25 protein-coding genes are annotated in these 23,925 nt (G+C 70.8%); 6 read left to right on the top strand and 19 right to left on the bottom strand.

Annotated elements, in window-relative coordinates; translation table 11 throughout:
• Position 1: 1 nt before the first annotated feature.
• From QSK34_RS15880 to QSK34_RS15865, 4 genes are read right to left on the bottom strand one after another with little or no spacing between them, the layout of a single operon-like run.
• Complete coding sequence (locus QSK34_RS15880; RefSeq protein ID WP_285584805.1) at positions 2–2,503, bottom strand: L-aspartate oxidase; 2,502 nt, start codon at positions 2,501–2,503, stop codon at positions 2–4.
• Between the two features lie 48 nt (positions 2,504–2,551).
• Positions 2,552–2,971 carry an aspartate 1-decarboxylase gene (panD, locus tag QSK34_RS15875; protein WP_285584803.1) on the bottom strand — a complete coding sequence of 140 codons (420 nt, stop codon included), beginning with the start codon at positions 2,969–2,971 and terminating at the stop codon, positions 2,552–2,554.
• Positions 2,972–2,981: 10 nt separating this feature from the next.
• A complete protein-coding gene (gene panC / locus QSK34_RS15870; RefSeq protein ID WP_285584801.1) occupies positions 2,982–3,812 on the bottom strand; it encodes a pantoate--beta-alanine ligase in 831 nt (276 codons plus the stop codon).
• Complete coding sequence (locus tag QSK34_RS15865) at positions 3,803–4,693, bottom strand: Rossmann-like and DUF2520 domain-containing protein (protein ID WP_161480955.1); 891 nt, start codon at positions 4,691–4,693, stop codon at positions 3,803–3,805. Before QSK34_RS15865 ends, panC begins: the two co-directional genes overlap by 10 nt.
• A 119-nt stretch (positions 4,694–4,812) precedes the next feature.
• Between QSK34_RS15865 and QSK34_RS15860 the strand changes: the two genes are divergently transcribed.
• The 3 genes from QSK34_RS15860 to QSK34_RS15850 are packed head-to-tail and all read left to right on the top strand — an operon-like array spanning position 4,813 to position 7,414.
• Entirely contained in the window at positions 4,813–5,748 is a 936-nt protein-coding gene (locus QSK34_RS15860) for an SAM-dependent methyltransferase (RefSeq protein WP_285584799.1), read from the top strand.
• A 5-nt stretch (positions 5,749–5,753) separates the two neighbouring features.
• Positions 5,754–6,236, top strand: a complete 483-nt coding sequence (locus tag QSK34_RS15855; protein ID WP_030452956.1) for a cation:proton antiporter regulatory subunit — start codon at positions 5,754–5,756, stop codon at positions 6,234–6,236.
• 5 nt (positions 6,237–6,241) lie between these two features.
• Complete coding sequence (locus tag QSK34_RS15850; RefSeq protein WP_285584794.1) at positions 6,242–7,414, top strand: cation:proton antiporter; 1,173 nt, start codon at positions 6,242–6,244, stop codon at positions 7,412–7,414.
• Between the two features lie 143 nt (positions 7,415–7,557).
• On the opposite strand, the gene QSK34_RS15845 is transcribed toward QSK34_RS15850, so the two are convergent.
• Positions 7,558–8,739 (bottom strand): cytochrome P450, encoded by a 1,182-nt coding sequence (locus QSK34_RS15845; protein ID WP_285584793.1) that lies wholly within the window; start codon positions 8,737–8,739, stop codon positions 7,558–7,560.
• Between the two features lie 37 nt (positions 8,740–8,776).
• Here QSK34_RS15845 and QSK34_RS15840 point away from each other — a divergent pair, with 37 nt between their 5' ends.
• A complete protein-coding gene (locus QSK34_RS15840) occupies positions 8,777–9,922 on the top strand; it encodes an NADH-quinone oxidoreductase subunit D (RefSeq protein ID WP_285584791.1) in 1,146 nt (381 codons plus the stop codon).
• Here the strand turns inward: QSK34_RS15840 and QSK34_RS15835 are convergent, their stop codons facing one another.
• The 3 genes from QSK34_RS15835 to folB are packed head-to-tail and all read right to left on the bottom strand — an operon-like array spanning position 9,923 to position 11,254.
• Positions 9,923–10,384 (bottom strand): DUF3180 domain-containing protein, encoded by a 462-nt coding sequence (locus QSK34_RS15835; RefSeq protein WP_285584789.1) that lies wholly within the window; start codon positions 10,382–10,384, stop codon positions 9,923–9,925.
• A 10-nt stretch (positions 10,385–10,394) separates the two neighbouring features.
• Positions 10,395–10,895 carry a 2-amino-4-hydroxy-6-hydroxymethyldihydropteridine diphosphokinase gene (gene folK, locus QSK34_RS15830; RefSeq protein ID WP_285584787.1) on the bottom strand — a complete coding sequence of 167 codons (501 nt, stop codon included), beginning with the start codon at positions 10,893–10,895 and terminating at the stop codon, positions 10,395–10,397.
• On the bottom strand, positions 10,892–11,254 hold the full coding sequence (gene folB, locus QSK34_RS15825) for a dihydroneopterin aldolase (RefSeq protein ID WP_285584785.1): 363 nt from the start codon (positions 11,252–11,254) through the stop codon (positions 10,892–10,894). The genes folK and folB overlap by 4 nt, the downstream gene beginning before the upstream one ends.
• A 165-nt stretch (positions 11,255–11,419) precedes the next feature.
• Here folB and QSK34_RS15820 point away from each other — a divergent pair, with 165 nt between their 5' ends.
• On the top strand, positions 11,420–11,923 hold the full coding sequence (locus QSK34_RS15820; RefSeq protein WP_285584783.1) for a hypothetical protein: 504 nt from the start codon (positions 11,420–11,422) through the stop codon (positions 11,921–11,923).
• Positions 11,924–12,018: 95 nt separating this feature from the next.
• Here the strand turns inward: QSK34_RS15820 and QSK34_RS15815 are convergent, their stop codons facing one another.
• The 8 genes from QSK34_RS15815 to dacB all read right to left on the bottom strand — a co-directional run bounded on the left by QSK34_RS15815 (position 12,019) and on the right by dacB (position 20,280).
• Positions 12,019–12,459 carry a nuclear transport factor 2 family protein gene (locus QSK34_RS15815; protein ID WP_285584781.1) on the bottom strand — a complete coding sequence of 147 codons (441 nt, stop codon included), beginning with the start codon at positions 12,457–12,459 and terminating at the stop codon, positions 12,019–12,021.
• The gene (folP, locus tag QSK34_RS15810; protein WP_285584780.1) at positions 12,446–13,303 is read right to left on the bottom strand and encodes a dihydropteroate synthase; all 858 of its coding nucleotides are present in this window, start codon (positions 13,301–13,303) and stop codon (positions 12,446–12,448) included. The genes QSK34_RS15815 and folP overlap by 14 nt, the downstream gene beginning before the upstream one ends.
• Before the next feature lie 94 nt (positions 13,304–13,397).
• Positions 13,398–13,982, bottom strand: a complete 585-nt coding sequence (gene folE / locus QSK34_RS15805) for a GTP cyclohydrolase I FolE (RefSeq protein WP_030452947.1) — start codon at positions 13,980–13,982, stop codon at positions 13,398–13,400.
• 5 nt (positions 13,983–13,987) lie between these two features.
• Complete coding sequence (gene ftsH, locus QSK34_RS15800; protein WP_285584779.1) at positions 13,988–15,994, bottom strand: ATP-dependent zinc metalloprotease FtsH; 2,007 nt, start codon at positions 15,992–15,994, stop codon at positions 13,988–13,990.
• Positions 15,995–16,254: 260 nt separating this feature from the next.
• A complete protein-coding gene (gene hpt, locus QSK34_RS15795; protein ID WP_030452945.1) occupies positions 16,255–16,812 on the bottom strand; it encodes a hypoxanthine phosphoribosyltransferase in 558 nt (185 codons plus the stop codon).
• 11 nt (positions 16,813–16,823) lie between these two features.
• The gene (tilS, locus tag QSK34_RS15790) at positions 16,824–17,801 is read right to left on the bottom strand and encodes a tRNA lysidine(34) synthetase TilS (protein ID WP_285585302.1); all 978 of its coding nucleotides are present in this window, start codon (positions 17,799–17,801) and stop codon (positions 16,824–16,826) included.
• Positions 17,798–18,874, bottom strand: a complete 1,077-nt coding sequence (locus QSK34_RS15785; RefSeq protein ID WP_285584776.1) for an Rv3626c family coenzyme F420 biosynthesis-associated protein — start codon at positions 18,872–18,874, stop codon at positions 17,798–17,800. Before QSK34_RS15785 ends, tilS begins: the two co-directional genes overlap by 4 nt.
• Positions 18,875–18,897: 23 nt before the next feature.
• Complete coding sequence (gene dacB, locus QSK34_RS15780) at positions 18,898–20,280, bottom strand: D-alanyl-D-alanine carboxypeptidase/D-alanyl-D-alanine endopeptidase (protein WP_285584774.1); 1,383 nt, start codon at positions 20,278–20,280, stop codon at positions 18,898–18,900.
• 83 nt (positions 20,281–20,363) lie between these two features.
• Between dacB and QSK34_RS15775 the strand changes: the two genes are divergently transcribed.
• The gene (locus QSK34_RS15775) at positions 20,364–20,843 is read left to right on the top strand and encodes an inorganic diphosphatase (RefSeq protein WP_030452941.1); all 480 of its coding nucleotides are present in this window, start codon (positions 20,364–20,366) and stop codon (positions 20,841–20,843) included.
• A 1-nt stretch (position 20,844) separates the two neighbouring features.
• Here QSK34_RS15775 and QSK34_RS15770 read toward each other — a convergent pair whose 3' ends face one another.
• From QSK34_RS15770 to QSK34_RS15760, 3 genes are read right to left on the bottom strand one after another with little or no spacing between them, the layout of a single operon-like run.
• Positions 20,845–21,894 (bottom strand): C40 family peptidase, encoded by a 1,050-nt coding sequence (locus QSK34_RS15770; protein ID WP_285584771.1) that lies wholly within the window; start codon positions 21,892–21,894, stop codon positions 20,845–20,847.
• A 57-nt stretch (positions 21,895–21,951) separates the two neighbouring features.
• Positions 21,952–22,599: a hypothetical protein gene (locus QSK34_RS15765; protein WP_161480943.1), complete on the bottom strand. Its 648-nt coding sequence runs from the start codon at positions 22,597–22,599 to the stop codon at positions 21,952–21,954.
• A complete protein-coding gene (locus QSK34_RS15760) occupies positions 22,571–23,869 on the bottom strand; it encodes an RNA polymerase sigma factor (protein WP_285584769.1) in 1,299 nt (432 codons plus the stop codon). Before QSK34_RS15760 ends, QSK34_RS15765 begins: the two co-directional genes overlap by 29 nt.
• Between the last annotated feature and the right edge of the window lie 56 nt (positions 23,870–23,925).

Raw genomic sequence — 23,925 nt, 5'->3', positions numbered from 1 at the left:
ATTATGCACCACGAAGATCTAGTGCAATATCGAGCGCGGGGGACGAATGGGTGAGCGCTCCGACGGCCAGGAAGTCGACCCCGGTCTCGGCCACCGCCCGCGCGGTGTCGAGGGTGAGGCCGCCGCTCGACTCCAGGCGGGCACGCCCGGCGACCAGCTCCACGGCCTCCTTGAGCTGCGGCACGGTGAAGTTGTCGAGCAGGATCTCCTCGGCGCCCTCGGCGAGCACCGGCTCGATCTGGTCGATGCGGTCGACCTCGACCTCGATCGGGAGGCCGGGGTAGGCCTTGCGCACCGCGCGGAACGCCTCGGCGACGCCGCCGGCGGCCACCACGTGGTTGTCCTTGATCAGGGCGGCGTCGTAGAGGCCGATGCGGTGGTTGACGCCGCCGCCGCAGCGGACGGCGTACTTCTCCAGGGAGCGCAGGCCCGGGTGGGTCTTGCGGGTGTCTCTGACCCGGGCGCCGGTGCCGTCGATCGCCTTCACCCACTGGGCGGTGGCGGTGGCGACGCCCGACAGGTGGGTGAGCAGGTTCAGCGCGGTGCGCTCGACCGTGAGGAGCTCCCTGGTCTCGCCCCTGACGGTCATCAGCACGTCGCCGTAGCAGACCTGGTCGCCGTCCTTGGCGCGGAGCTCGACCTCCAGGCCGGCGTGGCGGAACGCGGCGGCGGCGACCGGCAGGCCGGCGACCACGCCGGAGCGGCGGGCCACGATGTCGCCGACGGCCTTCTGCCCGGCCGGGATGGTCGCGGCCGAGGTGACGTCCTCGCCGGTCGCCAGGTCCTCGCGGAAGGCGGTCTCGATGAGGGTGTGGATCTCGGCCGGGTCGAGCCCGGCGGCCAGCAGGTCGGCGTCGGCGCTGACGTGCGGTACGTGCTCCATGACCAGTTCGCCCTTCTCGGTGAGCGTGATGTCGAGGTGGCCGAGCCACGTGTCGTCACGGCGGTCGGGGAAGTCCTCCCGCCAGTGGGAGCCCCGCGTCTCCTGCCGGGCCGCGGCGGCCCGCGTCAGGGCGGTGGCCACGGTGTGCAGGTTGGTCGCCTCCCACGCCTCCAGACAGGGCTCGACGGCGATCGGGGTCCACTGCGCGTCGCGCAGCGCCTTGGCGACTCCGGAGAGGCTCTCCACGCTCCGCAGTACCCCGGCGCCCCGGCTCATGAACGCCTGGACCCGGCCGCGCGTGCGCGGGTCGACGAGTCCGCTCCGTCCGTCGAAGACGTCGGGCCCCGGCTCCGCGCGGGGGGTGATCAGATCGGAGGCGATGCGTTCGGCGTACACGAGCCCTTCGAGCAGGGAGTTGGACGCCAGGCGGTTGGCCCCGTGGACCCCCGTGCACGCCGTCTCGCCGCACGCGTAGAGGCCGGGCACGCTGGTGCGGCCGAACAGGTCGGTGCGCACGCCGCCGCTGGCGTAGTGGGCGGCCGGGGCGACCGGGATCGGCTCGGTCACCGGGTCGATGCCGTGCTCCCGGCAGATCGCCAGGATCGTGGGGAAGCGGGCCTGCCACTTCTCCTCGCCGAAGCTCCGCGCGTCGAGGTAGACGTGGTCGTCGCCGGTCTCGGCCATCCGCCGCATGATCGCCTTGGCCACGACGTCACGGGGGGCGAGGTCGGCCAGTTCGTGCACGCCGAGCATGAAGCGTTCGCCGGCGGAGTCGACGAGCACCGCGCCCTCGCCCCTGACCGCCTCGCTGACGAGCGGCTGCTGCCCGGTCGACTCGTGGCCGAGCCACAGGACCGTCGGGTGGAACTGGACGAACTCCAGGTCGCGGACCACCGCCCCGGCGCGCAGCGCCAGCGCCACCCCGTCGCCGGTGGAGACCAGGGGGTTGGTCGTGGAGGCGTACACCTGGCCCATGCCGCCGCTCGCCAGGACCACCGCGCCCGCCCTGACCGCGCCCACGCCGTCGCGGGCGCCCTCGCCCATGACGTGGAGGGTGATGCCGCAGGCCCGGCCCTGGGCGTCGGTGAGCAGGTCGAGGACCAGCGCGTGTTCGATGATCTCGATGCGCGGCTCCTGGCCGGCCGCCTCGACGAGGGCCCGCTGGACCTCGGCGCCGGTGGCGTCGCCGCCGGCGTGCACGATCCGGTTGCGGCGGTGGCCGCCCTCGCGGGTGAGCTGGAGCTCGCCGCGGTCGTCGCGGTCGAAGCGGGCGCCGTGCTCCATGAGGCGCTTGAGCGCGTCGGGGCCCTCGGTGACCAGGACCCGCACCGCCTCCTCGTCACAGAGCCCGGCCCCGGCCAGCAGGGTGTCGCTCAGGTGCTCGTCAGGGGTGTCGCCGGGGGCCAGCACGGCGGCGATGCCGCCCTGGGCCCACTGGGTCGATCCGGCCGACAGGACGTCTTTGGTGACGACGAGCACACGACCGGCCGGGGAGAGCTCGGTGTAGCGCAGCGCCACGGTCAGGCCCGCGATCCCGGAGCCGACCACGACCACGTCGGCGGACGTCGTCCAGCCGGGAGGCGGCGCGGTCAGTCTGCGGGGGAGGGTGGTGTCGGTCATCGCGAGCCCCTTTCGTCAATATGACGATAACGCCCGCGATCGAAGGGCTCATCCCCGGGTGGCCACTTCGTCGCCCCTTTCCAAACCGGGAAGCAACGTTTCGGCCAAATCCGTGCCCAGATCGACGATGCGGTTGTCGCGGTCGACGTGCACCACCCTGGGCGTGAACACCCGCGCCTCGGCGTCGGTGAGCTGCCCGTACGCGATGATGATCACCAGATCTCCCGGCGAGACCAGGCGGGCGGCGGCCCCGTTGATGCCGACGACCCCCGAACCCCGGGGGCCCGGAATGGTGTACGTCACAAGCCGCGCCCCGTTGTCGATGTCGACGACGTGGACCTGCTCACCGGCCAGCAGGCCGGCCGCGTCCAGCAGGTCTTCGTCGACCGTCAGGGACCCCACGTAGTGGAGGTCGGCCTGGGTCACGGTGGCCCGGTGGATCTTGGCCGTGAGCATGGTCCTGAGCATCGGAATCCCTTCAGAGACTCACTACAACGTTGTCGATCAGGCGGGTCGTCCCGACCTTGGCCGCCACCGCGAGGATCGCCTCCCCCCGGTGGCCCGCGGGGACCTCGTCGAACGTGGCGGGGTCGGCCAGCGTCAGGTAGTCGAGCAGCAGCGGGGGCTTGAGCCGGGCAGCCTCTTCGAGCACCGCCTTCGCGGCCTCCTTGGCCCGGTGGGGGTTGGCCGCCCCCGCCCTGAGCGCCTTGGACAGGTAGAGCGCGGTGGCCCGGTCGTCGGCCGACAGGTAGCGGTTGCGGCTCGACAGCGCCAGGCCGTCGGGTTCGCGCACGGTCTGACCCGCGACGATCGTCACCGGCACGTCGAGGTCGGCGACCATCCGGCGGATCAGGGCGAGCTGCTGGGCGTCCTTCTGGCCGAACACGGCCACGTCGGGCCGGGTCAGATTGAACAGCTTCAGCACCACCGTAAGCACTCCGTCGAAGTGCCCCGGCCGGAACGCGCCCTCGGCGACGGTGCCCATCGCCCCGGCCGACACCGAGACCTGCCGGTCGGGCAGGTACATGTCGTCGACGGCGGGCGCGAACACCACGCTCACGCCCTCTTCGCCGCACACTTCGAGGTCGTGGTCGAAGGTGCGGGGATAACGCCCGAAGTCCTCGCCCGGCCCGAACTGGAGCGGGTTGACGAAGACGCTGACGATCACGTGGTCGGCCTGCTCGTGGGCCAGCCGGATCAGCGACCGGTGCCCGTCGTGCAGGGCGCCCATCGTGGGCACCAGCGCGTAGGTGCCGGGCCGGCGCGCGGCCGCCAGCTCCGCGCGGTTCCCGGCGACCGTCAGGTCCATATGTTGCCTCCCAGCGCGTCGAGGAGCCGTTCGGCCGCCTCGGGCTTCAACAGGCCCGCGGCCAGTGCGCGGTCGGCGGTCAGCCGGGCCAGCGCGATGTACGCGTCGGCCGCCTCCGGCGCCGCCAGGATCAGGGCGTCGACGTGTTTGCGCACCGTCTCGGCGTCTCCCCGGACGACCGGCCCGGTCAGCCCGGTGATGCCCAGCCGCAGCACGTTGTCGAGCGCGGCCCCGAGCAGCGGCCCCAGCATCCGGCCGGGGTGCTCGACCCCGATGCGCGACAGCAGGTCCTGCGACTCGGCGATGAGGGTGACCATGTGGTTGGCCGCCCCCGCGACGGCCGCGTGGTAGAGCGGGCGGTCGCGGTCGTTGATCCAGACCGGCTCGCCGCCCATCTCGATCACCAGCGCCTCGGCCACCGGCCGCAGCTGGTCGGGCGCGGTCACCCCGAACGTGCAGCCGTTCAGCCGGCCGAAGTCGTCGCCGCGCCCGGTGAAGGTCATCACCGGGTGGAGCGCCAGCGGCAGCGCGCCCACGTCGGTCGCGGGCTGCAGCACGCCCAGGCCGTAGGCCCCGCTGGCGTGCATCAGCAGCTTGCCGCGCAGATCGGCGCCGGTGGCCGCGAGCCCCGACACCAGGCCGGGCAGCACGTCGTCGGGCACCGTCAAAAGGATCAGTTCGGCCCTGCGCATGACCTCGTCGGGTCTGCTCAGCTCGACGCCCAGCAGGTCGTCGGCCCGCCGCCGGGACGCGTCGGATACCCCGCTGGCGGCCACCACTCGGTGTCCCGCCTGGGCCAAAGCGGCACCGAGAACGGAACCCACCCGTCCGGCTCCGAGCACCCCCACGCTGAGCCGCGCGGGGCGATCGCTTGTGTCCATGCCGTCCTCCCGACCGCCAGAGTAACGGCGGGGAGTTACTGGAAGCCGTAAGGGTCGGGGGGTCGCGGCGATCACGAGTGTCCACATTCGGACACCGCTTCCTGGGTAAGGTCGTGCGGATGTGGGTTTCGTGGCGGGAGGCGACCCATCGGGCGCTCTACGGAGCCGGCGGGTTCTACCTGAAGGAGCGCCCTTCGGCGCATTTCCGCACGTCCGTCCACGCCTCCCCGATCTTCGCCGAGGCGGTGGCGCGGCTGCTCGGCCGGGTCGACGCGCGGCTCGGGCGTCCGGCGCGGCTCGACTTCGTCGACATGGGGGCCGGTGACGGGCGCCTGGCGGCGGGGGTGCTGGCGGCGTTCGGCGACGACCGGCTCCGGGTGACCGCGGTCGAGGTGGCGCCGCGGCCGGCCGATCTCCCCTCGGAGATCGAGTGGGCCGGGGAGGCCCCTGAGGAGATCACCGGTCTGGTCGTGGCCAACGAATGGCTCGACAACGTGCCGCTCGACGTGGTCGAGCAGACCCACGACGGTCCCCGGGTCGTCCTGGTCGACCCCGAGACGGGCGCGGAGCGCCTGGGGCCCCTGCTCACCGACCCCGCCGACCTCGCCTGGCTCGCCGCCTGGTGGCCGCTCCCCCGCGTCGGACTGCGAGCCGAGATCGGCAGCCCGCGCGACGAGGCGTGGGACGCCCTGCTCGCCCGCCTCTCGCGCGGCACGTGCGTCGCCGTCGACTACGCCCACACCCTGGCCGACCGCCCCGCCCTGGGCACCCTGACCGGCTACCGCGACGGCCACGCGGTGCCCCCCGTACCGGACGGGACCTGCGACATCACCGCCCACGTCGCCCTCGACGCCTGCGCCCGGGGGGAGGGCCTGCTCACCACCCAGCGCGAGGCCCTGCGCGACCTGGGCCTGACCGGCGCCCGCCCGCCGCTGGCGCTGGCCTCGGAAGACCCGCCGGGCTACCTCCGCGCGCTGGCCCGCGCCTCGGCCGAAGCCGAGCTCATCGACCCTCGGGGGCTGGGAGGTTTCGGCTGGTTAGAACAGGTACGGTAAAGGGTGTGGAGATCGAGCAGACCGCATTGCCAGGAATCGGCCTCAAACACGAGTTCACGACCCACACAGGTCGTCGCATCGGAATCGTGTCGCACCGTTCCGGCAGACGCGATCTGATCATCTACGACCGCGACGATCCTGATCGGGCATGTGAGAGCGTGCAACTCACCGACGAGGAGGCCGACGCCCTCGTCGAGCTCCTCGGCGCTCCCCGCATCGTCCAGCGTCTCAACGCCCTTCACCGCGAGGTCGAAGGCCTGGTCAGCGTGCAGATCCCGGTGACCCCGAGCTCCCCCTACGAGGGTCGCACGCTCGGCGACGCCCGCATCCGCACCCGCACGGGCGCCTCCGTGGTGGCCGTGGTGCGCGGTGATCAGGTGCACGCCAGCCCGACGCCCGATTTCGGGTTCCGGGCCGGAGACGTGGTCGTGGTGGTCGGCGACGCCGAGAACACCGCGGCGGTCGCCGACATCCTGGCTGACGGGTAGGGCGCGTGCACCACACCGCGATACTCTTCCTCGAGCTCGGCGGGGTTATTCTCGCGCTCGGCATCCTCGGGGCCCTGGCCCTCCGTGTCGGCATCTCGCCGATCCCCCTCTACCTCGTCGCCGGTCTCGCCTTCGGCACGGGCGGCATCCTGCCGCTCGCGACCAGCGAGGAGTTCATCGCCACCGGCGCCGAACTGGGCGTGATCCTCCTGCTGCTCACCCTGGGCCTGGAGTACAACGCCGACGAGCTCATGACCAGCCTCAAGAGCAACGCGCCCAGCGGCCTGGTCGACCTGATCCTCAACGCGGCCCCCGGCGTGATCGCCGCGCTGCTGCTCGGCTGGGGCCCGGTCGCGGCGGTCGCGATGGGCGGCGTCACCTACGCGACGTCGTCGGGCATCACCGCGAAGGTCCTGTCGGATCTGGGCTGGATCGGTAACCGCGAGACGCCGGTCGTGTTGTCGCTGCTGGTGTTCGAAGACCTGACGATGGCGCTCTACCTGCCGATCCTGACGGCCCTGCTGGCCGGGGTGTCGCTGCTGAGCGGCGCGGTCACGGTCGCGATCGCCCTGGCGACGGTCACGGTGGTTCTGGTCGTGGCGCTGAAGTTCGGCGACTGGATCGAGAAGTTCGTCGCCAGCCCGAACTCCGAGGTGCTGCTGCTCAAGGTCATCGGCCTGGCCATGCTGGTCGCCGGTCTGGCCCAGCAGCTCCAGGTCTCGGCGGCGGTCGGCGCGTTCCTGGTCGGCATCGCGTTGTCGGGCGAGCTGGCTCACGACGCCCGGGCGCTCCTGATGCCCATCAGAGACCTGTTCGCGGCCGTCTTCTTCGTGTTCTTCGGTCTCCAGACCGACCCCGCGAAGATCGTGCCGGTGTTGTGGCTGGCCGCGATCCTGGCCTTCGTCAGCATGGTGACCAAGCTCGCCACGGGCGCATTCGCGGCCCGCCGCGCCGGCATCGGCAAGGCCGGACGGGTGCGCGCCGGCATCGCGCTCATCCCCCGGGGCGAGTTCAACATCGTCATCGCCGGGTTGGCGGTCGCGGCCGGGGCCCATCCCGACCTGGGACCGCTCGCCGCGGCTTATGTGCTGATCCTGGCCGCCTTCGGGCCGCTCGCGGCGCGGTTGACGGCGCCGTTGGTGGCCGCGTTGACCAAGTCGACGCCCGCCACGCACTGACCACGGGATCCCGGTTGTCCACAGGCTGTGGATAACCGGGAACCTTTAGTCGTCGGCTGTGGGCCGGGAGCGGCTGCGGAGCGCCGGATGCGGCGGGTGCCGGGGGCGGTGGTCGGTGCGGGGTGGGCGGAGCCGTAACGGAATCAGCCTGTGGAGACCCGCAGTTCGGTGAGGCCGCGGATCACGTAGCCGGGTTTCCACGCCGGCTCTTCCACCAGGTCGATCCCCCGGTCCAGCAGCGCGCCGAACGACTCGATGAGCTCGATGCGGGCCAGCGGCGCGCCCAGGCAGAAGTGGATGCCCGCCCCGAACGAGATGTGTGGATTGTCGCTGCGCCCGGCGTCGAACCGGTCGGGTTCGGCGAACACCGACGGGTCGCGGTTGGCCGAGCCGAACAGCAGGGCGACCTCGCTGCCGCGCGGGATCGGGGTGCCGCCGACCTCGATGTCCTCCAGCACCCACCGCTCGAACATCTGCAGCGGCGTGTCCCAGCGCATCATCTCCTCGACCGCCGTCGGCAGCAGCGACCGGTCCTGGCGCAGCCGCTCCAGCTCGCCGGGGTTGCGGAACAGCGACCACCAACCGTTGCCGGTCACGTTGACCGTCGCCTCGTGCCCGGCGTTGAGCAGCAGCACACAGGTGCCGATCAGCTCGTCATCGGTGAGCCCGACCTGCGTCAGCGCGCTGATCAGGTCGTCGCCGGGGTTCTCTGCACGGACGCGGGCGAGGTCGCGCAGGTAGGACGCGAACTCCTCGGCCGCCCGCGCGGCGGTGTGCTGCGCTTGGAGGGACGGGTTGAGCTCGTACATGCCGCAGATGTCGGCCGACCACGGCCTCAGATAGGGGCGGTCCTGCTCGGGCACGCCCAGCATCTCGGCGATCACCGTCACCGGCAGCGGCTCGGCGACCTCGGCGATCAGGTCGCCGCCGCCCTTGGCGGCCAGGGCGTCGGCCAGTTCGGCGGCCATCACCCTGATCCGGGGCCGCAACCCTTCGACCATGCGCGGCGTGAACGCCTTGGACACCAGCCGCCGCAGCCGCGTGTGGACGGGCGGCTCGACGTCGAGCATGCCCGCCCGCACGACCCGCCAGAACGGCTCCTGGAACTCCGGCTCCGGCTCGTGCCCGAAGACGGAGTGGTCTTCGAGATGGAGGTACGACCGCCCGAGGCGGCGATCCCGCAGCAGGGTGTTGACGTCCTCGTAGCGCGGGATCAGATATTGGTCGGTCTTGTCGAAGTAGTGAACCGGCCCGTCGGCGCGCAGATCGGCGTAGACGTCGTAAGGATGGGCCACGAAATCCGGGTTCCAAGGGTCAAACCGCACATTTCACATGCTAAACGGGTCGTGGCACGATGACACCATGAGCGAGATCATGGTCGGCATGGGCGCGGGCGCCAAGGAGCTCGCGACCGAGGACATGATCCTCAACATCGGCCCGCAACACCCGTCGACCCACGGGGTGCTGCGGCTGCGCCTCACCCTCGACGGCGAACGCATCGGCACCGCCGAACCGATCATCGGCTACATGCACCGCGGCGCCGAGAAACTCTTCGAGGTCCGCGACTACCGCCAGATCATCGTGCTGGCCAACCGCCACGACTGGCTCTCGGCCTTCGCCAACGAACTCGGCGTGGTCATCGCGGTCGAGCGCATGCTCGGCATGGAGGTCCCCGTACGCGCGGTCTGGGCCCGGACCCTGCTCGCCGAGCTGAACCGTGTGCTGAACCACCTGATGTTCCTCGGCAGCTACCCCCTCGAACTGGGCGCCATCACCCCGCTCTTCTACGCCTTCCGCGAGCGCGAGACCCTCCAGGCGGTCATGGAGGAGATCTCCGGCGGGCGCATGCACTACATGTTCAACCGCGTCGGCGGCCTGAAGGAGGAACTCCCCGAAGGCTGGATGTCCCGCACCCGCCAGGCGGTCGCCGACGTCCGCCGCCGCCTCCCCGACATCGAGAACCTGATCTCCGGCAACGAGATCTTCCTGGCCCGCACCCGCGGTGTCGGCGTCCTGACCCCCGAGACGATCCGCCAGTACGGCGTCAGCGGCCCCATCGCCCGCGCCTCCGGCGTCGACTGGGACCTGCGCCGCGACGACCCCTACCTGGCCTACGGCGAGCTTCCGGTGAAGGTCGTGACCCGGGAGGCGGGCGACTGCCACGCCCGCTTCGAGGTCCTGCTCGACCAGGTCAAGGTCTCGCTGGACCTCGCCGACGCCTGCCTCGACCGGCTCGCCGACCTGCCGCCGGGCCCGATCAACCAGCGACTGCCCAAGATCCTGAAGGTGCCCGAAGGCCACACCTACGCCTGGACGGAGAGCCCTCTGGGCATCAACGGCTACTACCTGGTCAGCCGGGGCGAGAAGACCCCGTGGCGGCTGAAGCTGCGCAGCGCCAGCTTCAACAACATCCAGGTGCTGAGGGAGATGCTGCCCGGCCACCTGGTCGCCGACATGGTCGCCATCCTCGGCTCGATGTTCTTCGTCGTGGGCGACATCGACAAGTGATCAGGCGGGCCGCTGGTTCTGGTTGTTCTTGTCGTCCGGGATCCGACAGCAGAACTCCAGGAACAGCGCCGCGCAGACGAGCAGGACCGCCGAGATCAGCGACCCCGCCGACACGAGCGCGTCCTGCCGTGGCCCGGGGATGTCGAACATCCCCAGGGTGTGGATGAAGAACCCGGCGAACACCCCCGCGAACGCCGCCCCCGCGAGGGCGGTCGCCTTGGCCAGCGCGGCCAGCCGCGCCACCACGAGCGGCTCGGGCGGGGTGGTGTCCTCCTTCCGCATGATCCGCCCCCGGGTCAGCCACCCCGTGTACGCCTCGCCGATCGCCAGCAGCAGGAACGTCGGGATGGCCGTCCAGGGCACCTGCGGCAGACTCGCGTAGGCGCCCTGCAGAAACGCCCAGGTCACGACGGCGAACACGACCACGACGCCGACGAGCAGACCGGGATTGCTGGGCTTCACGACACGACTCCTAAAGCGGGGGTTGCAGCGACAGGTCGGCCCGGAGCCGCACGCCGCTCTGGTCGAGACCGGCCAGCAGCGCCGCCACCGACCCGCGCCCCGGAAGCACGGCCGAGGCGTCGGCCTGCGCCCACGGCACCAGCACGAAGGCCCTCTCGTGGGCACGCGGATGGGGCAGGGTCAGCTCGGCCTCGTCGGACATCAGGTTGCCGACCATGATGATGTCGACGTCCAGCGTGCGCGGCCCCCAGCGCTCCTTCCGGACCCGTCCGAACGCGTCCTCCACCCCGAGGGCCCGGTCGAGCAGGGTGCGAGGGTCGAGCGAGGTCTCGGCGATGACCACGGCGTTCAGGTAGGCCCCCTGGGAGGGCCCGCCGACGGGATCGGTCTCGTAGACCGGCGAGAGCGCCACGAACGCCATGCCGGGCGCGTCGAACAGCGCGTCGAGGCCGCTCTGCAGATAGTCCATCCGCCGCCCGAGGTTGGAGCCCAGCGAGAAGACGACCCTCACCGCGACCTCCTGACCGTCACCACCACGTCGTCGAACGGCAACGGAATCGGCGCCGCCGGCTTGTGCACACTGAGCTCGACATTCTCCACCAGCTCATGGCGCAGGCAGACCGCGGCCAGCCGCTCGGCCAGCGTCTCGATGAGATCGACCGGCTCCCCCTCGACCACGGCCACCAGCTCGAGCGCCAGCGCCCCGTAGTCGACGGTCTTGGTCAGATCGTCACCGGCCGCCGCCGGCCTCACGTCGAGGAACAGCGTCGCGTCGACGACGAACTCCTGCCCCAGCTCACGCTCAGCGGGCAGGCAACCATGCCGCCCCCTGGCCCGAAGCCCTTTCAGGCTCACCGTATCGAGGCCCACGACACCTCCGCACCGATCCCACGTCCGAGATCACTTTCTACAACCAACCGATTCCGCCGATCACAACGCCCCCCACCCGAACGCACATTCCACCGAAGGACAACCGCCCGTCGGCCCGGCATGGGCGATACGGTCCGAACATGATCAGCGAGGGGGCGGCCCGACTTGGCAGACGAGCCGCGCAGCGCCTGGCACGACTGCTGCGTGATCGAGAAGGGCCTCACCGACGCGGAGTTCGCCCGAATCGAGCACGAATACGGATTAGAGTTCGCCGCCGGACTGCCCTCCACGGGAAGTGAAACCGGGCACCGGCTATACCTGGGAAAGACCATGGCCGGACTGGCGCAACGGCGACCTCCGCCGACACCTCGACTGGCCGACTTCCTGCTCCACGACGTCCGGCACGGGCACTGGCACTCCGCCTGGGGCGAGCGGCCGGATTCCGGGGACGCGGTCGTGGACCTCGCACGGTCGCACTTGGCCGGGACGCCCCGGATGGTCCCCGTGTATGCGCACAGATTCCTGCCCGCAGGACACGGCACCTTCGGCCACCCCGTGCTGTCGATGTGGGGCATCGACATCATCTACTACGGCGTCGACCTCCGGCCCGAGCATCCCGAAGATCGGGCACCCCGAGCCACCGTCCCGTTCTGCCGCGACTACCTCTGAGCACCATCCGTATCTGGGAGCTCGTCTCGCGCCGTCGGAGTACCTGCCTCCACCCGCAGCACGGGCATCAAGCGCCCGCTAGGTGGTGCCCCAGGTCAGGACGTCTCTTCCTCTTCGTCGTCGTCGCCCGTCTGCAGCACCGGCGACCCATGGTGGTGCCACAACCGCCAGCCGCCAGCCGTCTTCACGAAGGTGTTGGTCGCCACCACGCGCCCGGCCGCGAACCCGGTGTCTCCCACGTCTTCGGCGTCGGCCGCCGTGAGGATGTTCTCGGCGCAGGTCAGCACCGCGACATTCCCTAAAACCGTCGTCTGTACGTCAGTGAGCACAAACTGGATATAAGGCGTGTTGGCCATGATCAGCGCCCACGAGCGCAGCACCTCACCGCGCCCGGACAACATCGGCCACCCGGGATGGACGCACATCGCCACCAGGTGGTCGGGCACGTCCTCCACCCAGATCTCCGACATCCGATCCAGGTCGGCGCTTTCGATCGCGGCGTAAAAGGCCTGGTTGAGGTCTTCAACCTCTTTCATCGGCTGCCCTCCACGCCGCGGCAACCCGTACGGCGTCGGCGTTGGGTCGGACGTCGTGGACGCGAACGCACCAGGCGCCGTCTCGGGCGGCGAGCGCCGTGACCGCCAGGGTCGCGTCGTCGTTCTCGGCGAACGGGCGGGGTTCGCCGTCGGGACCGGCGAGCAGCCGGCCGAGGAAACGTTTGCGGGACGCCCCGATGATCAGGGGACGGCCCAGCTCCTGAAGCCGGCCGAGACCGGCGAGGAGCGCCCAGTTGTGGTCGGCCTGCTTGGAGAACCCCAGGCCGGGGTCGAGGATCAGCTGCTCCTCGCGGACACCTTCGGCGAGCACCGAGTCGACGCGCTTGCGCAGCTCCTCGCTCACCTCGGTGACCACATCGCCGTAGATGGCCCGGCTCTCCATGTCTCTGCTGTGGCCCCGCCAGTGCATGACCACATAGGCGACGCCGGAGGCGGCCACCACCCGGGGCATCGCAGGGTCGGCCAGGCCGCCGCTCACGTCGTTGACCAGCCGGGCCCCGGCGGCCACGGCCACCTCGGCGACCTCGGCGCGCATCGTGTCGACGCTCACGGCCACACCCTCGGCGGACAGGGCGCGGATCACCGGCTCGACCCGGCGCAGCTCCTCGTCGAGGGAGACCCGCGCGGCCCCGGGACGGGTCGACTCGCCGCCCACGTCGACGATGTCGGCACCCTGCTCGACCAGGGCGAGGCCGTGGGCGATGGCGATCTCGGGGTCGAACCAGCGGCCGCCGTCGGAGAAGGAGTCGGGGGTGACGTTGACCACGCCCATGACGAGGCAGCGCCCGGCGTCGGGCAGCCCCGGCACGGTGAACGCGCTCATCAACGGCTCCTCATGTGGTCGATCGGGATCAAGCCTAGGCGTTCCGGCAGCACGATCCGCCGCCCGGGGGGCACCTGTGGATAACGATCGAAAACTAGCGGCCGATGATCAGGGACATCGCCTCGGCGCGGGTCTTGTCGTCTTCGCGGAAGATGCCGCGGACCGCCGAGGTGATCGTCTTCGCGCCCGGTTTGCGGACGCCGCGCATGGTCATGCACATGTGCTCGGCCTCGATGACCACGATCGCGCCACGGGGCTTCAGGACCTCCATGAGGGCGTCGGCGACCTGGGAGGTCAGCCGCTCCTGGACCTGGGGCCTGCGGGCGTAGAGGTCGGCCAGCCGGGCCAGCTTGGACAGGCCCGTCACCTGGCCCTTGTCGTTGGGGATGTAGCCGATGTGGGCCACCCCGTGGAAGGGCACCAGGTGGTGTTCGCACGTGGAGTAGATCTCGATGTCGCGCACCAGGACCATCTCGTCGTGGTCGGCGTCGAACACCGTGGTGAGGACGTCTTCCGGCTTCTGCCCGAGCCCCGCGAACTGCTCCGCGTAGGCTCGGGCGACGCGCGCCGGGGTCTCGACCAGGCCCTCACGGCCCGGATCTTCGCCGATCGCGATCAGAATCTCGCGTACGGCCGCTTCGATCCGGGCGCTGTCGACCTGGAGAGGCTTGCCAACCACTGTTGTTACGCCTCGTCCTTTTGGGGGGCGGGCTGCGCCACAGCGGAGCCGTTGCCGGACGCGATGGCGGGGGTGCCGTGGCCGTTGGCCGCGGCGACCTCCTTGGGAGTGATCACCGGGGGACGGTCGGAGGGCAGCCGCTTGCCGTAGCCGGCGTAGGAGGGGCGCTTCTCCCTGACCACGATCGGGCTGAAGATCTCCAGCACCTGCTCGCGGGACAGGGTCTCCTTCTCCATCAGCTCCAGGACCAGGTTGTCGAGCACGTCACGGTATTCGACCAGGATCTCCCAGGCCGCGTCGTGGGCCGACTCGATCAGGCGGCGGACCTCGTCGTCGATCGACGAGGCGATCTGCTCGGAGTAGTCGCGCTCGTGGCCCATCTCGCGGCCGAGGAAGACCTCGCCGTTGCCGGAGCCGAACTTGCGGGCGCCGAGCTTCTCGCTCATGCCGTATTCGGTGACCATGCGGCGGGCGATGGAGGTCGCCTTCTCGATGTCGTTGGACGCGCCGGTCGTGGGCTCGTGGAAGACGAGCTCCTCGGCCGTGCGGCCGCCCAGCAGCATCGCGAGCTGGTCGTTCATCTCGGAGCGGGTGGCCAGGAACTTGTCTTCCATCGGCAGCGTCATCGTGTAACCGAGGGCGCGGCCGCGCGACAGGATCGTGATCTTGTGGACCGGGTCGGAGTTGGGCAGCGCGTGGGCCACCAGGGCGTGGCCGCCCTCGTGGTAGGCGATGATCTTCTTCTCCTGGTCGGACATGACCCGCGACTTGCGCTCGGGGCCGGCCATCACGCGGTCGATCGACTCTTCGAGGATCTCCATCGTGATGAGCTTCTTGTCCTGGCGGGCGGTCAGCAGCGCCGCCTCGTTGATCACGTTGGCCAGGTCGGCGCCGGTGAAGCCGGGCGTGCGGCGGGCGATGACGTCGAGGTCGACGCTGTCGTCGAACGGCTTGCCGCGGCCGTGGACCTTGAGGATGCCCTTGCGGCCCTCGAGGTCGGGACGGTCGACGGTGACCTGCCGGTCGAACCGGCCGGGACGCAGCAGCGCGGGGTCGAGGATGTCGGGCCGGTTCGTCGCGGCGATGAGGATCACGCCACCCTTGACGTCGAAGCCGTCCATCTCGACGAGGAGCTGGTTCAGGGTCTGCTCGCGCTCGTCGTGACCACCGCCGAGGCCCGCGCCTCGGTGACGACCGACGGCGTCGATCTCGTCGATGAAGATGATGGCGGGGGCGTTGGCCTTGGCCTGCTCGAACAGGTCGCGGACGCGGCTCGCGCCGACACCCACGAACATCTCGACGAAGTCGGAGCCGGAGATCGAGTAGAACGGCACCCCGGCCTCGCCGGCGACGGCCCTGGCGAGCAGCGTCTTACCGGTTCCGGGCGGGCCGTAGAGCAGGACGCCCTTGGGGATCTTGGCGCCGATGGCCTGGAACTTGGCGGGTGCCTGCAGGAACTCCTTGATCTCGTGGAGTTCCTCGATGGCCTCGTCGGCGCCGGCCACGTCGGCGAACGTGGTCTTGGGGGTGTCCTTCGTGATGAGCTTGGCCTTCGACTTGCCGAAGTTCATCACCCGGGAGCCGCCGCCCTGCATCTGGTTCAGGAAGAACAAGAAGAAGAGCACGATCAGGATGATCGGCAGGAAACTCAACAGCAGGGTGACGAAGAAGTTCTCCTTGGGAACCTCGACCGTCCACCCGTTCTTCGGGTTCGCCTTCGCGAGGGCCTCGGTGATCTGAACGCCCTGACCGGTCACCCAGGAGGCCTGGATGCGGTCGGTCGACTTGGTGCCGACCTGAATGGGCTTGGCCAGGGTCACCTGCGCGACCTGGTCTCTGTCGGTCACTTTGGCGCTGACCACATTGCCGCTGTTGATCTGCTGGAGAACAGTGGAGGTGTCGGCGGTGGTGTAATTGCCGCCGGTGTTCATCAACGTCGTGACGAGCAGCAGAAGCACGACGATGCCCAGGATCCACAGCAGTGGCCCACGTGTAAATCGCTTGAGATCCATCCGATGCGGAACCCCGGCGGGCCCGTCCCTTCCTGACCAAGGCCTGGCCCCCTTTGGGTAAAGGGGGTCGCGGCACCCTTTGCCGCTCCTTCTGACTACCCAGGGCCGCCCCCGGGTTATCAGAAGGTACACCGAGCCGCCGGTGAGGGTCACCGCCCGGCAGGCTCGGGCATTGCTCATCCAACGTACGTCAGGGACAGGCGTGTTCCCTTCGCGGAGAGCAAATATCAAGCCTCCGGAGGGGCCACTTCGCTCAGGGCTTATTCGCCGCCATAGACATGTGGCGCCAGAGTGCCGATGAATGGGAGGTTTCGATAGCGCTCGGCGTAGTCGAGCCCGTAGCCGATGACGAACTCGTTGGGGATGTCGAATCCCACGTATTTGACGTCAAGGGGGACCTTCACCGCGTCGGGCTTGCGGAGGAGGGTGCAGATCTCCACGGACGCCGGATTGCGCGACTGGAGGTTGTTGAGCAGCCACGACAGGGTCAGGCCCGAGTCGATGATGTCCTCGACGACCAGCACGTGACGGCCCGCGATATCGGTGTCGAGGTCTTTCAGCACCCGCACCACACCCGACGACTTGGTGCCCGCGCCGTAGGACGACACCGCCATCCAGTCCATCTGGACCGGCACGTGGAGCGCGCGGGCGAGGTCGGCCATCACCATGACGGCGCCCTTCAGCACCCCGACGATCAGCAGTTCGTGGCCCGCGTAGTCGGCGTCGATCTTCCCGGCGAGTTCCCTGATCTTGGTCTGGAGCTCGTCCTCGGAGATGAGGACCTTGGACAAGTCTCTGCCCATGTCGGCTGCGTCCACCTGCGAATTCCTTACGAGAGGGAGCTGGTGAACATCAGCCTGCCATATCGGCGCACCACACCCACCCCTCCGGGTAGGTGCACCCCCTTCTGCCCCGTCCAGCGGGTGATCAGCCGTTCGGCCTCCTCGATGTGCACGGCCGCGAGCGCCGAGGGCGGCGACCCGGCGGCGACGGCGGCCCGGTGGATCACCCGGCGGCGTACCGCGGCGGGCAGTTCGGCGAGCAGCGCGGTGGACAGGCCGGTGCCGAGGTCTCTCGCTTCGGCGTAGACGCGGTCGGCCCAGTCGTCGAGGGCGTCGGCGTCGTCGCGGCAGAGCCGGGCGGTGCGGGCCAGCGCGTCGGCGATGCCGGGGCCGAGGTCGGACTCCAGGAGGGGCAGCAGGGTCTGCCGCACCTTGACCCGGGTGAACCTCGGGTCGTCGTTGTGGGGGTCGTGCCAGGGGATCAGGCCGAGCGCCGCGCAGGCTTCCTCGGTTCTGGCACGGCTGACGCCCAGCAGCGGCCGCCGGTAGACGCCCGAGACCTCGGCCATCCCGGAAAGCGAGCGGGAGCCGCTGCCCCGGGCCAGCCGCAGCAGCACGGTCTCGGCCTGGTCGTCGCGGGTGTGGCCCAGCAGGACGACGGCTCCGAGGCGGGCCGACACCTCGTCGAGGGCGGCGTAGCGGGCGATCCGGGCCGCCGCCTCGGGGCCTCCCAAGGTGCCGACCTGGACCGTCACCGCCTCGGCGACGTCGAGGCCCAGGCTGGGCGAGAGCCGTACAAGATCATCGGCTCTTGACCGGGAACCGGGCTGGAGGTCGTGGTCGACGGTGACCAGCCCGGCGCGGAGGCCGAGTCGCGGAGCGACGAAGCCGAGGCAGGCGGCCAGGGCCAGGGAGTCGGCGCCGCCGCTGCAGGCGGCGAGCACCAGGCTTCCCTCGTCGAGGTCGGAGAGCGATTCGCGGATCGCGCGGCGGACGTCGGCGACCGCCGGATGAGGACCCATCAGGCGGACTTGTGGTCGGGCTCCAGCGTGTTGGTGGCGAGGACCCGGCGCATCCACGCGTGGGGATCGGCGATCTCCTGGCGGGTGGGCAGGGTCTCGGGGGAGGTCCAGACCCGGTTGAAGCCGTCCATGCCGGCCTCCTGGACAACGGTGGTCACGAAGGTGGAGCCCTCGGCGTACTGCTTCATCTTCAGGTCGACGCCGAGCAGGCGGCGGATCACCTGGTCGACGCGGGAGCCGCCGGCGCGGCGCTGCTGGAACTTGGCCCGGATGTCGGCCACCGAGGGCACCACGCTGGGGCCGACGGCGTCCATCACGTAGTCGCCGTGGCCCTCGACCAGGGTCATCACGGCGGTCACCCGGTCGAGCACGGCCTTCTGCTCGGGGGTCTGGATGGCCTCGATCAGGTTGCCCTCGCCGCCGCGGAAGGCGTCGGCGACCGCGTCGGTCACGTCGCGCATGCGGCCGAGGAGGGTCGACAGGTCCATGTCGGAGATCGTGAGGAACTCCTTCATCTGGGCCTGGAGGTATTCGCGCAACCACGGGACGCCGGTGAACTGGACCCGGTGGGTCTCCTCGTGGAGGCAGACCCAGAGGCGGAAGTCGCGCGGGTCGACGCGCAGCTCGCGCTCGGTGTTGACGATGTTGGGGGCCACCAGGGTGAGACGGCCGGTCGGGGCGTTGCCCTCGGGGTCGGGCGGCAGGAACAGTTCGTACTGCCCGAGGACCCGGCTGGCCAGGAAGGCCAGGACGGCGCCCACCTCGACGCCGGTGATCCGGGAGCCGACGGCGCTGACGATGGCCGGCACGTTGCCGACCTTCTCGGACAGCGGTTCGAGGACGACCTTGAACCCCTCGACGTTGGCCCGGATCCAGCCGGGGCGGTCGACGACGGTGGCCTCCTCAGGAGGCGCCGAGTCGATCCCGGTGAACTCCTTGACGTGGACCTCGGCCTCGCGCGACAGGCGCCGAAGCTCGCTGACGGCCTGTCTGGCCTCTTCACGGCTCACCTGTGGCCCCGGGCGGACGAGCCGGACTCCGGTAGCGACGGCGAGATCCCAGTCGATCACCTGCATGTTCACCACCGTATGTCGTCGGTTCAGGCGGCGCGCGAGACCAGGGTCGCCAGCCGGTCGAGCGCCTTGACGGTCTTGCCGGGGTCGGTGACGCCGTTGGCCATGAACGCGAAGCTCAGCAGCCTTCCGTCGGCGGTGTGGACCAGGCCCGTCAGTGTGTTCACTCCGTCGAGCGTGCCCGTCTTGGCCCGGACCAATCCGGCGCCGGCCTTCGAGTCGCCGTCGCCGTAGCGCCCGTGGAGGGTGCCGGTGAAGCCGGCGACCGGCATTCCGCTGATCAGCGAGTGGAGCTGCGGGTGTTGCGGGGAGGCGCCGAGCGCGACGAGTTTCGCCAGGGCCGCCGGGGTGATCTTGTTGGCGGTCGACAGGCCGCTGCCGTCGTGGACCTCCACGCCCTGCGTGATGCCGAGGCGGGTCAGCACGGCCCGGTAGGCCTTGGCCTGGCCGGCGTAGGTGTGGGGCTGCTTCTCGGCGATGGCCACGTGGCGGCCCAGCGCCTCGGCCAGGTCGTTGTCGCTCTCGGTGAGCATGCGCTCGACCAGGGCGTAGACCGGGGCCGACTCGACCCGGGCGAGTTCCTGGCCGGGCTGCGCGGTTTTGACGGGCTTGATGGTCTTGCCGACCTTGATGCCGTACTTGGCGAGGAGGTCGCCGAACGCCCGGGACGCGTCGGCCGGCGGGTTCGCCGAGCGCGGGGCGTCCTGGCGGGGCACCACGCGGCCCTCGTCGATGGCCAGCGCGGTCACCGGGGAGGCGCTGCCCTCGGGCACGTAGGTCGGCTTCCAGCCTGGGGCGGTCACCGGGCCCTGGAAGAGCGAGGCGTCGTAGGACAGGGTGACCGACTTGATCCCGGCGGCCTTCAGGGCCTTGGCGGTGCGGGAGGCCAGCGTCTGGAGGCTGGCCGCGCGCGGATAGTGGTCGCGGGGGTCGGCCTTGGGCCCGGCCAGGGTCGGATCGCCGCCGCCGACCAGGACGATCTTGCCGGGGGCGGTCTGGACGACCGTCGTGGCGAACGTCACATCGGCGCCGATCGAGGCCAGCGCCGCGGCGCCGGTGACCACTTTGGTGGTGGACGCGGGGGTCAGCGCGGTGGTCGAGCCCTCATCGAACAGCGTTTGCCCGGTTTCGGTGTCGATGACGGTACCTGCGACCTTGCCACCGATTCCCGGGTCACCCATGGCGTCACGAAGGAGGGTGGTCAAAGTACTCTTAGCCGGGAGAGGGCCGTCGAGCGCGGCGACCAGAACAGGCGGTGCCGTGACGATCGGTGTGGGGGCCGGTTTGGGGGCCGCGGCCTGTATCGGAATCCGCTCGGTGCCGTTGACCACGAGGTAGACGCCAGCGGCGATGACGAACATCTGTAGCAGCGCGAGGGTGGCGACAACCACCCAACGCTCGCGTCGCACCACGTGACCTCTCCCTAGTTACGCCTACGAGACACTAACGCCACTCCGGGACCACTCGGATGGCTTGAGCGGAGGAAATGGCAGTGGAGTTCGACGTTGTCGTTGAGATACCCAAAGGGCAACGCAACAAATATGAGGTGGATCATGAGACCGGCCGGATCAGACTCGACCGGATGCTCTTCACGTCCACTCAGTACCCTGCCGACTACGGCTTCATCGAGAACACCCTCGGCGAGGACGGCGACCCCCTCGACGCCCTCGTCCTCCTCCAGGAACCGACCTTCCCCGGGTGTCTCATCCGCTGTCGCGCCGTCGGGATGTTCCGGATGACCGACGAGAAGGGCGGCGACGACAAGGTCCTCTGCGTTCCCTCACGTGACCCCCGCCAGGAGCACATCCGCGACATCCACCATGTCCCGGAGTTCGACCGGCTGGAGATCCAGCACTTCTTCGAGGTCTACAAGGACCTTGAGCCCGGCAAGTCGGTCGAGGGCGCCAACTGGGTCGGCCGGACCGAGGCCGAGGCCGAGATCGAGCGCTCCTACAAGCGCGCCAAGCACTGAATCAGCCCGGTCTCGTGGCGCCGACGTAGTCGGGCCGCCACATCGACGCGATGCGGACCACGTCTCCCGTCTGGGGGGCGTGGACCATCAGGCCGCGTCCGATGAACAGGCCGACGTGGTGGATCGGGTCGCCGAAGAAGACCAGGTCGCCGGGGCGCAGGTCGTCGGACTCGACGTGCGGCCCGGCGGTCCACTGCGTGCCGGTCCAGTGGTCGAGCGGCACCCCGGCCCGTTCCCAGGCCCGCATCGTCAAACCTGAGCAGTCGAAGCTCTCCGGGCCGTCGGCCGCCCACACGTAGGGCTTGCCGAGCTGGGCCAGCGCCCAGCGGGCCGCCTCCCCACCGGCGCCCCCGGCGGTGAGCGCCCAGGCGGGAGCCGCCCTGGCGGCCCCGAGCCGGAACCCCGCCAGGTCGAGCCGCTCCTCGATCTCCCGCTGCTCCCTGCGCAGTTCCCTGGTCTCCGCCAGTTGCGTCTTCACGGCCTCCTCCGCCGCCGTCTTGAGACGCTCGGCCTCCGCCGCGGCCCGATGGGCCTCGTCGAGCATGTCGGCGGCCTGGTTCTGCAGGATCCGGAGCACCTCGCGGCTGTCGTCGAGGCGGTCGATGACGGCCGCGCGCTCGTCGCCGATCTGGGTGACCAGGCTGGCCCGGCGCATCAGCGCGTCGGGGGCGCCCGGCAGGGCCATCATCGGGTTGGCGAGGTCGACGCCGTACGCGTCGGCGGCGAGGGCGGCGGCCCGGCTCCTGGCCTCCTCGACGGCCTGCTCCGCCGTCTTCAGGTCGGCGGTGACCTCGGCGTGCTCGGCCTGGGCCCGGCGTACCGTGACGAGCTCGCCGTTGTAGGCCTCGATGAGGCGTTCGGCGTCTCGGACGAGCTCGCGGCGGCGCTCCTTGGCCCGCGCCAGCTTCACCTGGTTGCGGGCGAGCTCCCGGACCTGCGCGCTGATCGTGTCGCGGGGGCCCGGCGTCGCGGCGGCCGCGCCCGGCGTCCCGGCCAGCAGACCCGCGACCACGAGTGTCGCGGGCAGCGCCCGTGACCTGCGATTCGGCATGCGCAGGCCCATTCCCGCAGGTCACTCAAGGAACACGGGCCTCAATTGCAAAGAGGTTCACATGAGTTTCAGCAGCCGCGCGATCCAGGGGCGCATGCCCGTGGTCACCGGGTCGGGGCCGCGCGGGTAGGCGAAGACCGGGGCGTCGCCGCCGTGGGTGGCCCTCAGTTCGGCCGCCTTGCACCAGTCGGCGGCGGTCCGGCAGGCCGCCCACGCGACCGACAGGGCCGGGCGGGCCTCCGGGTGGCGTTCGTGGATCTGCGCCAGCGTGATGGCGGCGTGGGCGGCGGCGTAGCCGTCGTCGGGGTAGGCGGTGCCGGCCAGGTAGGGGGCGGTGACCCTGCCGCCGTGGGGGGTGCTCTGCACCCACGTCCAGTTGGCGACGACCAGGTTGAGCACGGGGTCGGGGAGGCGGGCGGCCTCGCCGTACATGCGGTCCTGGCGGGGGCCGGTCAGGCGGCGCGGGGAGAGCAGCCAGGCGACGTCGTCGGGGGTGTGGGCCTCGGCCAGCCAGGTCAGGATGGCCAGGGCCCTGGCGGCCTGGAGGCGGCTGAGGTCGAGGACGTCGCGGAGCATCCGGGGCCCCGGGTCGAGCCAGACCGGCCAGGCCGCCTCGTGGGCCTTGGTGACGAGGTCGGCCAGGCGCGCGGGCGGCAGGTCGGGGTAGACCCGGCGATCACGAACGGCAAAGCCGTCGGCGGCCATGGCGTTCGTCCTTCACGTGCTCGTGCTCGTGGTCGCTGTCGTCGGTCTGGGTGGTGGAGGCCAGTTCGAGGTCGACCGGTTCGGGCGCCGGGGTCACCGTGGCGACGGGGGTCGGTGACGGGCGGGGGCCCGGCGGGCGGGTGTGCGGAGGTTCGCCCTGGGCGGTCCTGGTGGGACGCGGGCGGGGCACGACGGCGCGTGCGGGCCTGGGGTAGTGGACGCCGAGCACGGTCGGGCGGGGACGGGCCGTCGCGCTCTCCGACGGTTCCTCGACGGGGTCGAGGGTGCGGATTGGCGGCGGCACCTTGGGCGGCGCCTTCGGCGGAAAGTCGCTGACCGTCGCGGCGGGGGTGTAGAGCCGGGCGGTCGGCGCGGCCACGCCGGCGCGGTTGTCCATCGGCTCCCCGGTGACCTGCATGACCAGCACGACCACCACGGCGGCGGCGGCCACGGCGGCCAGCGCGCCCACGGCCAGGTGGCGCCCGCGCCGGACCCGGGTGCCGGGGAAGCCGTCGGGGTCGAGCGGCCCGGCCCGGCGGGCGACGTAGCGGCGATAGGCCAGCAGTTCGGGGTCGATGAAGCAGCTCATCACCCGTACGCGGACCGTGTCGGGCATGACCGGGAGGGGCAGCAGGGCGAAGACCTTGCCGGCCGAGACCTGGCGGGCCCGGTGGGGGCGGCAGGTCTCGCAGCTGAAGATGTGGTTGACCACGCGGGCGCGGCGTTCATCGGGGTCGCCGCCCTCGGCGTCGGCGACCAGGACCGACCGGGCCGGGCAGTCGCCGGGGTCGCGGCGGGCCAGCACCTCGGCGGTGATCGCGTCCTGCAGCCGGAGCGAGGCCGACTCGCGCAGGGCCTCGGCGTGGCGGGCGCTCAGCCCGAGCACCATGCCCAGATCGGCGGCGGCAAGGCCGTGGCGCAGGGACAGTTCGAGGATCTCCCGGTCGTCCGGGGGCAGGCCGTGGACGGCGTGCCAGGCGGCGGCGTCGGGGGCCTCCTCGGGTTCGGCCGGCGACCCGGCCTGCCATCTGCGGCGGCACTCGGCGCGGGCCAGCGCGAGCAGCCAGACGTAGAGGCGGTCGGGGTCGCGCAGGGCCTCGACGTGGGCCTCTGCGGCGATCATCGTGTCGCGTAAGGCCACCTGGGCGCCCTCGGGGCCGAGCATGAACCAGCAGAAGCGATAGACGCCTTCGGCGTGGGCGTCGTAGAGAGCCGCGAGAGCACCCGGATCGCGGGCGCGCAGGGCCTGAACCAGATCGCGATCGGTCATGTCACCGAAGGTAATGGATCCGTAACTTGGAGTTCAGGCTTTCCGCCGCATTCTCG

Source organism: Herbidospora sp. NBRC 101105 (assembly GCF_030269205.1).
Taxonomy (GTDB): Bacteria; Actinomycetota; Actinomycetes; order Streptosporangiales; family Streptosporangiaceae; genus Herbidospora; species Herbidospora solisilvae.
Note: the sequence above shows the minus strand (reverse complement) of the source record. Positions and strands in the feature narration are given on the sequence as shown.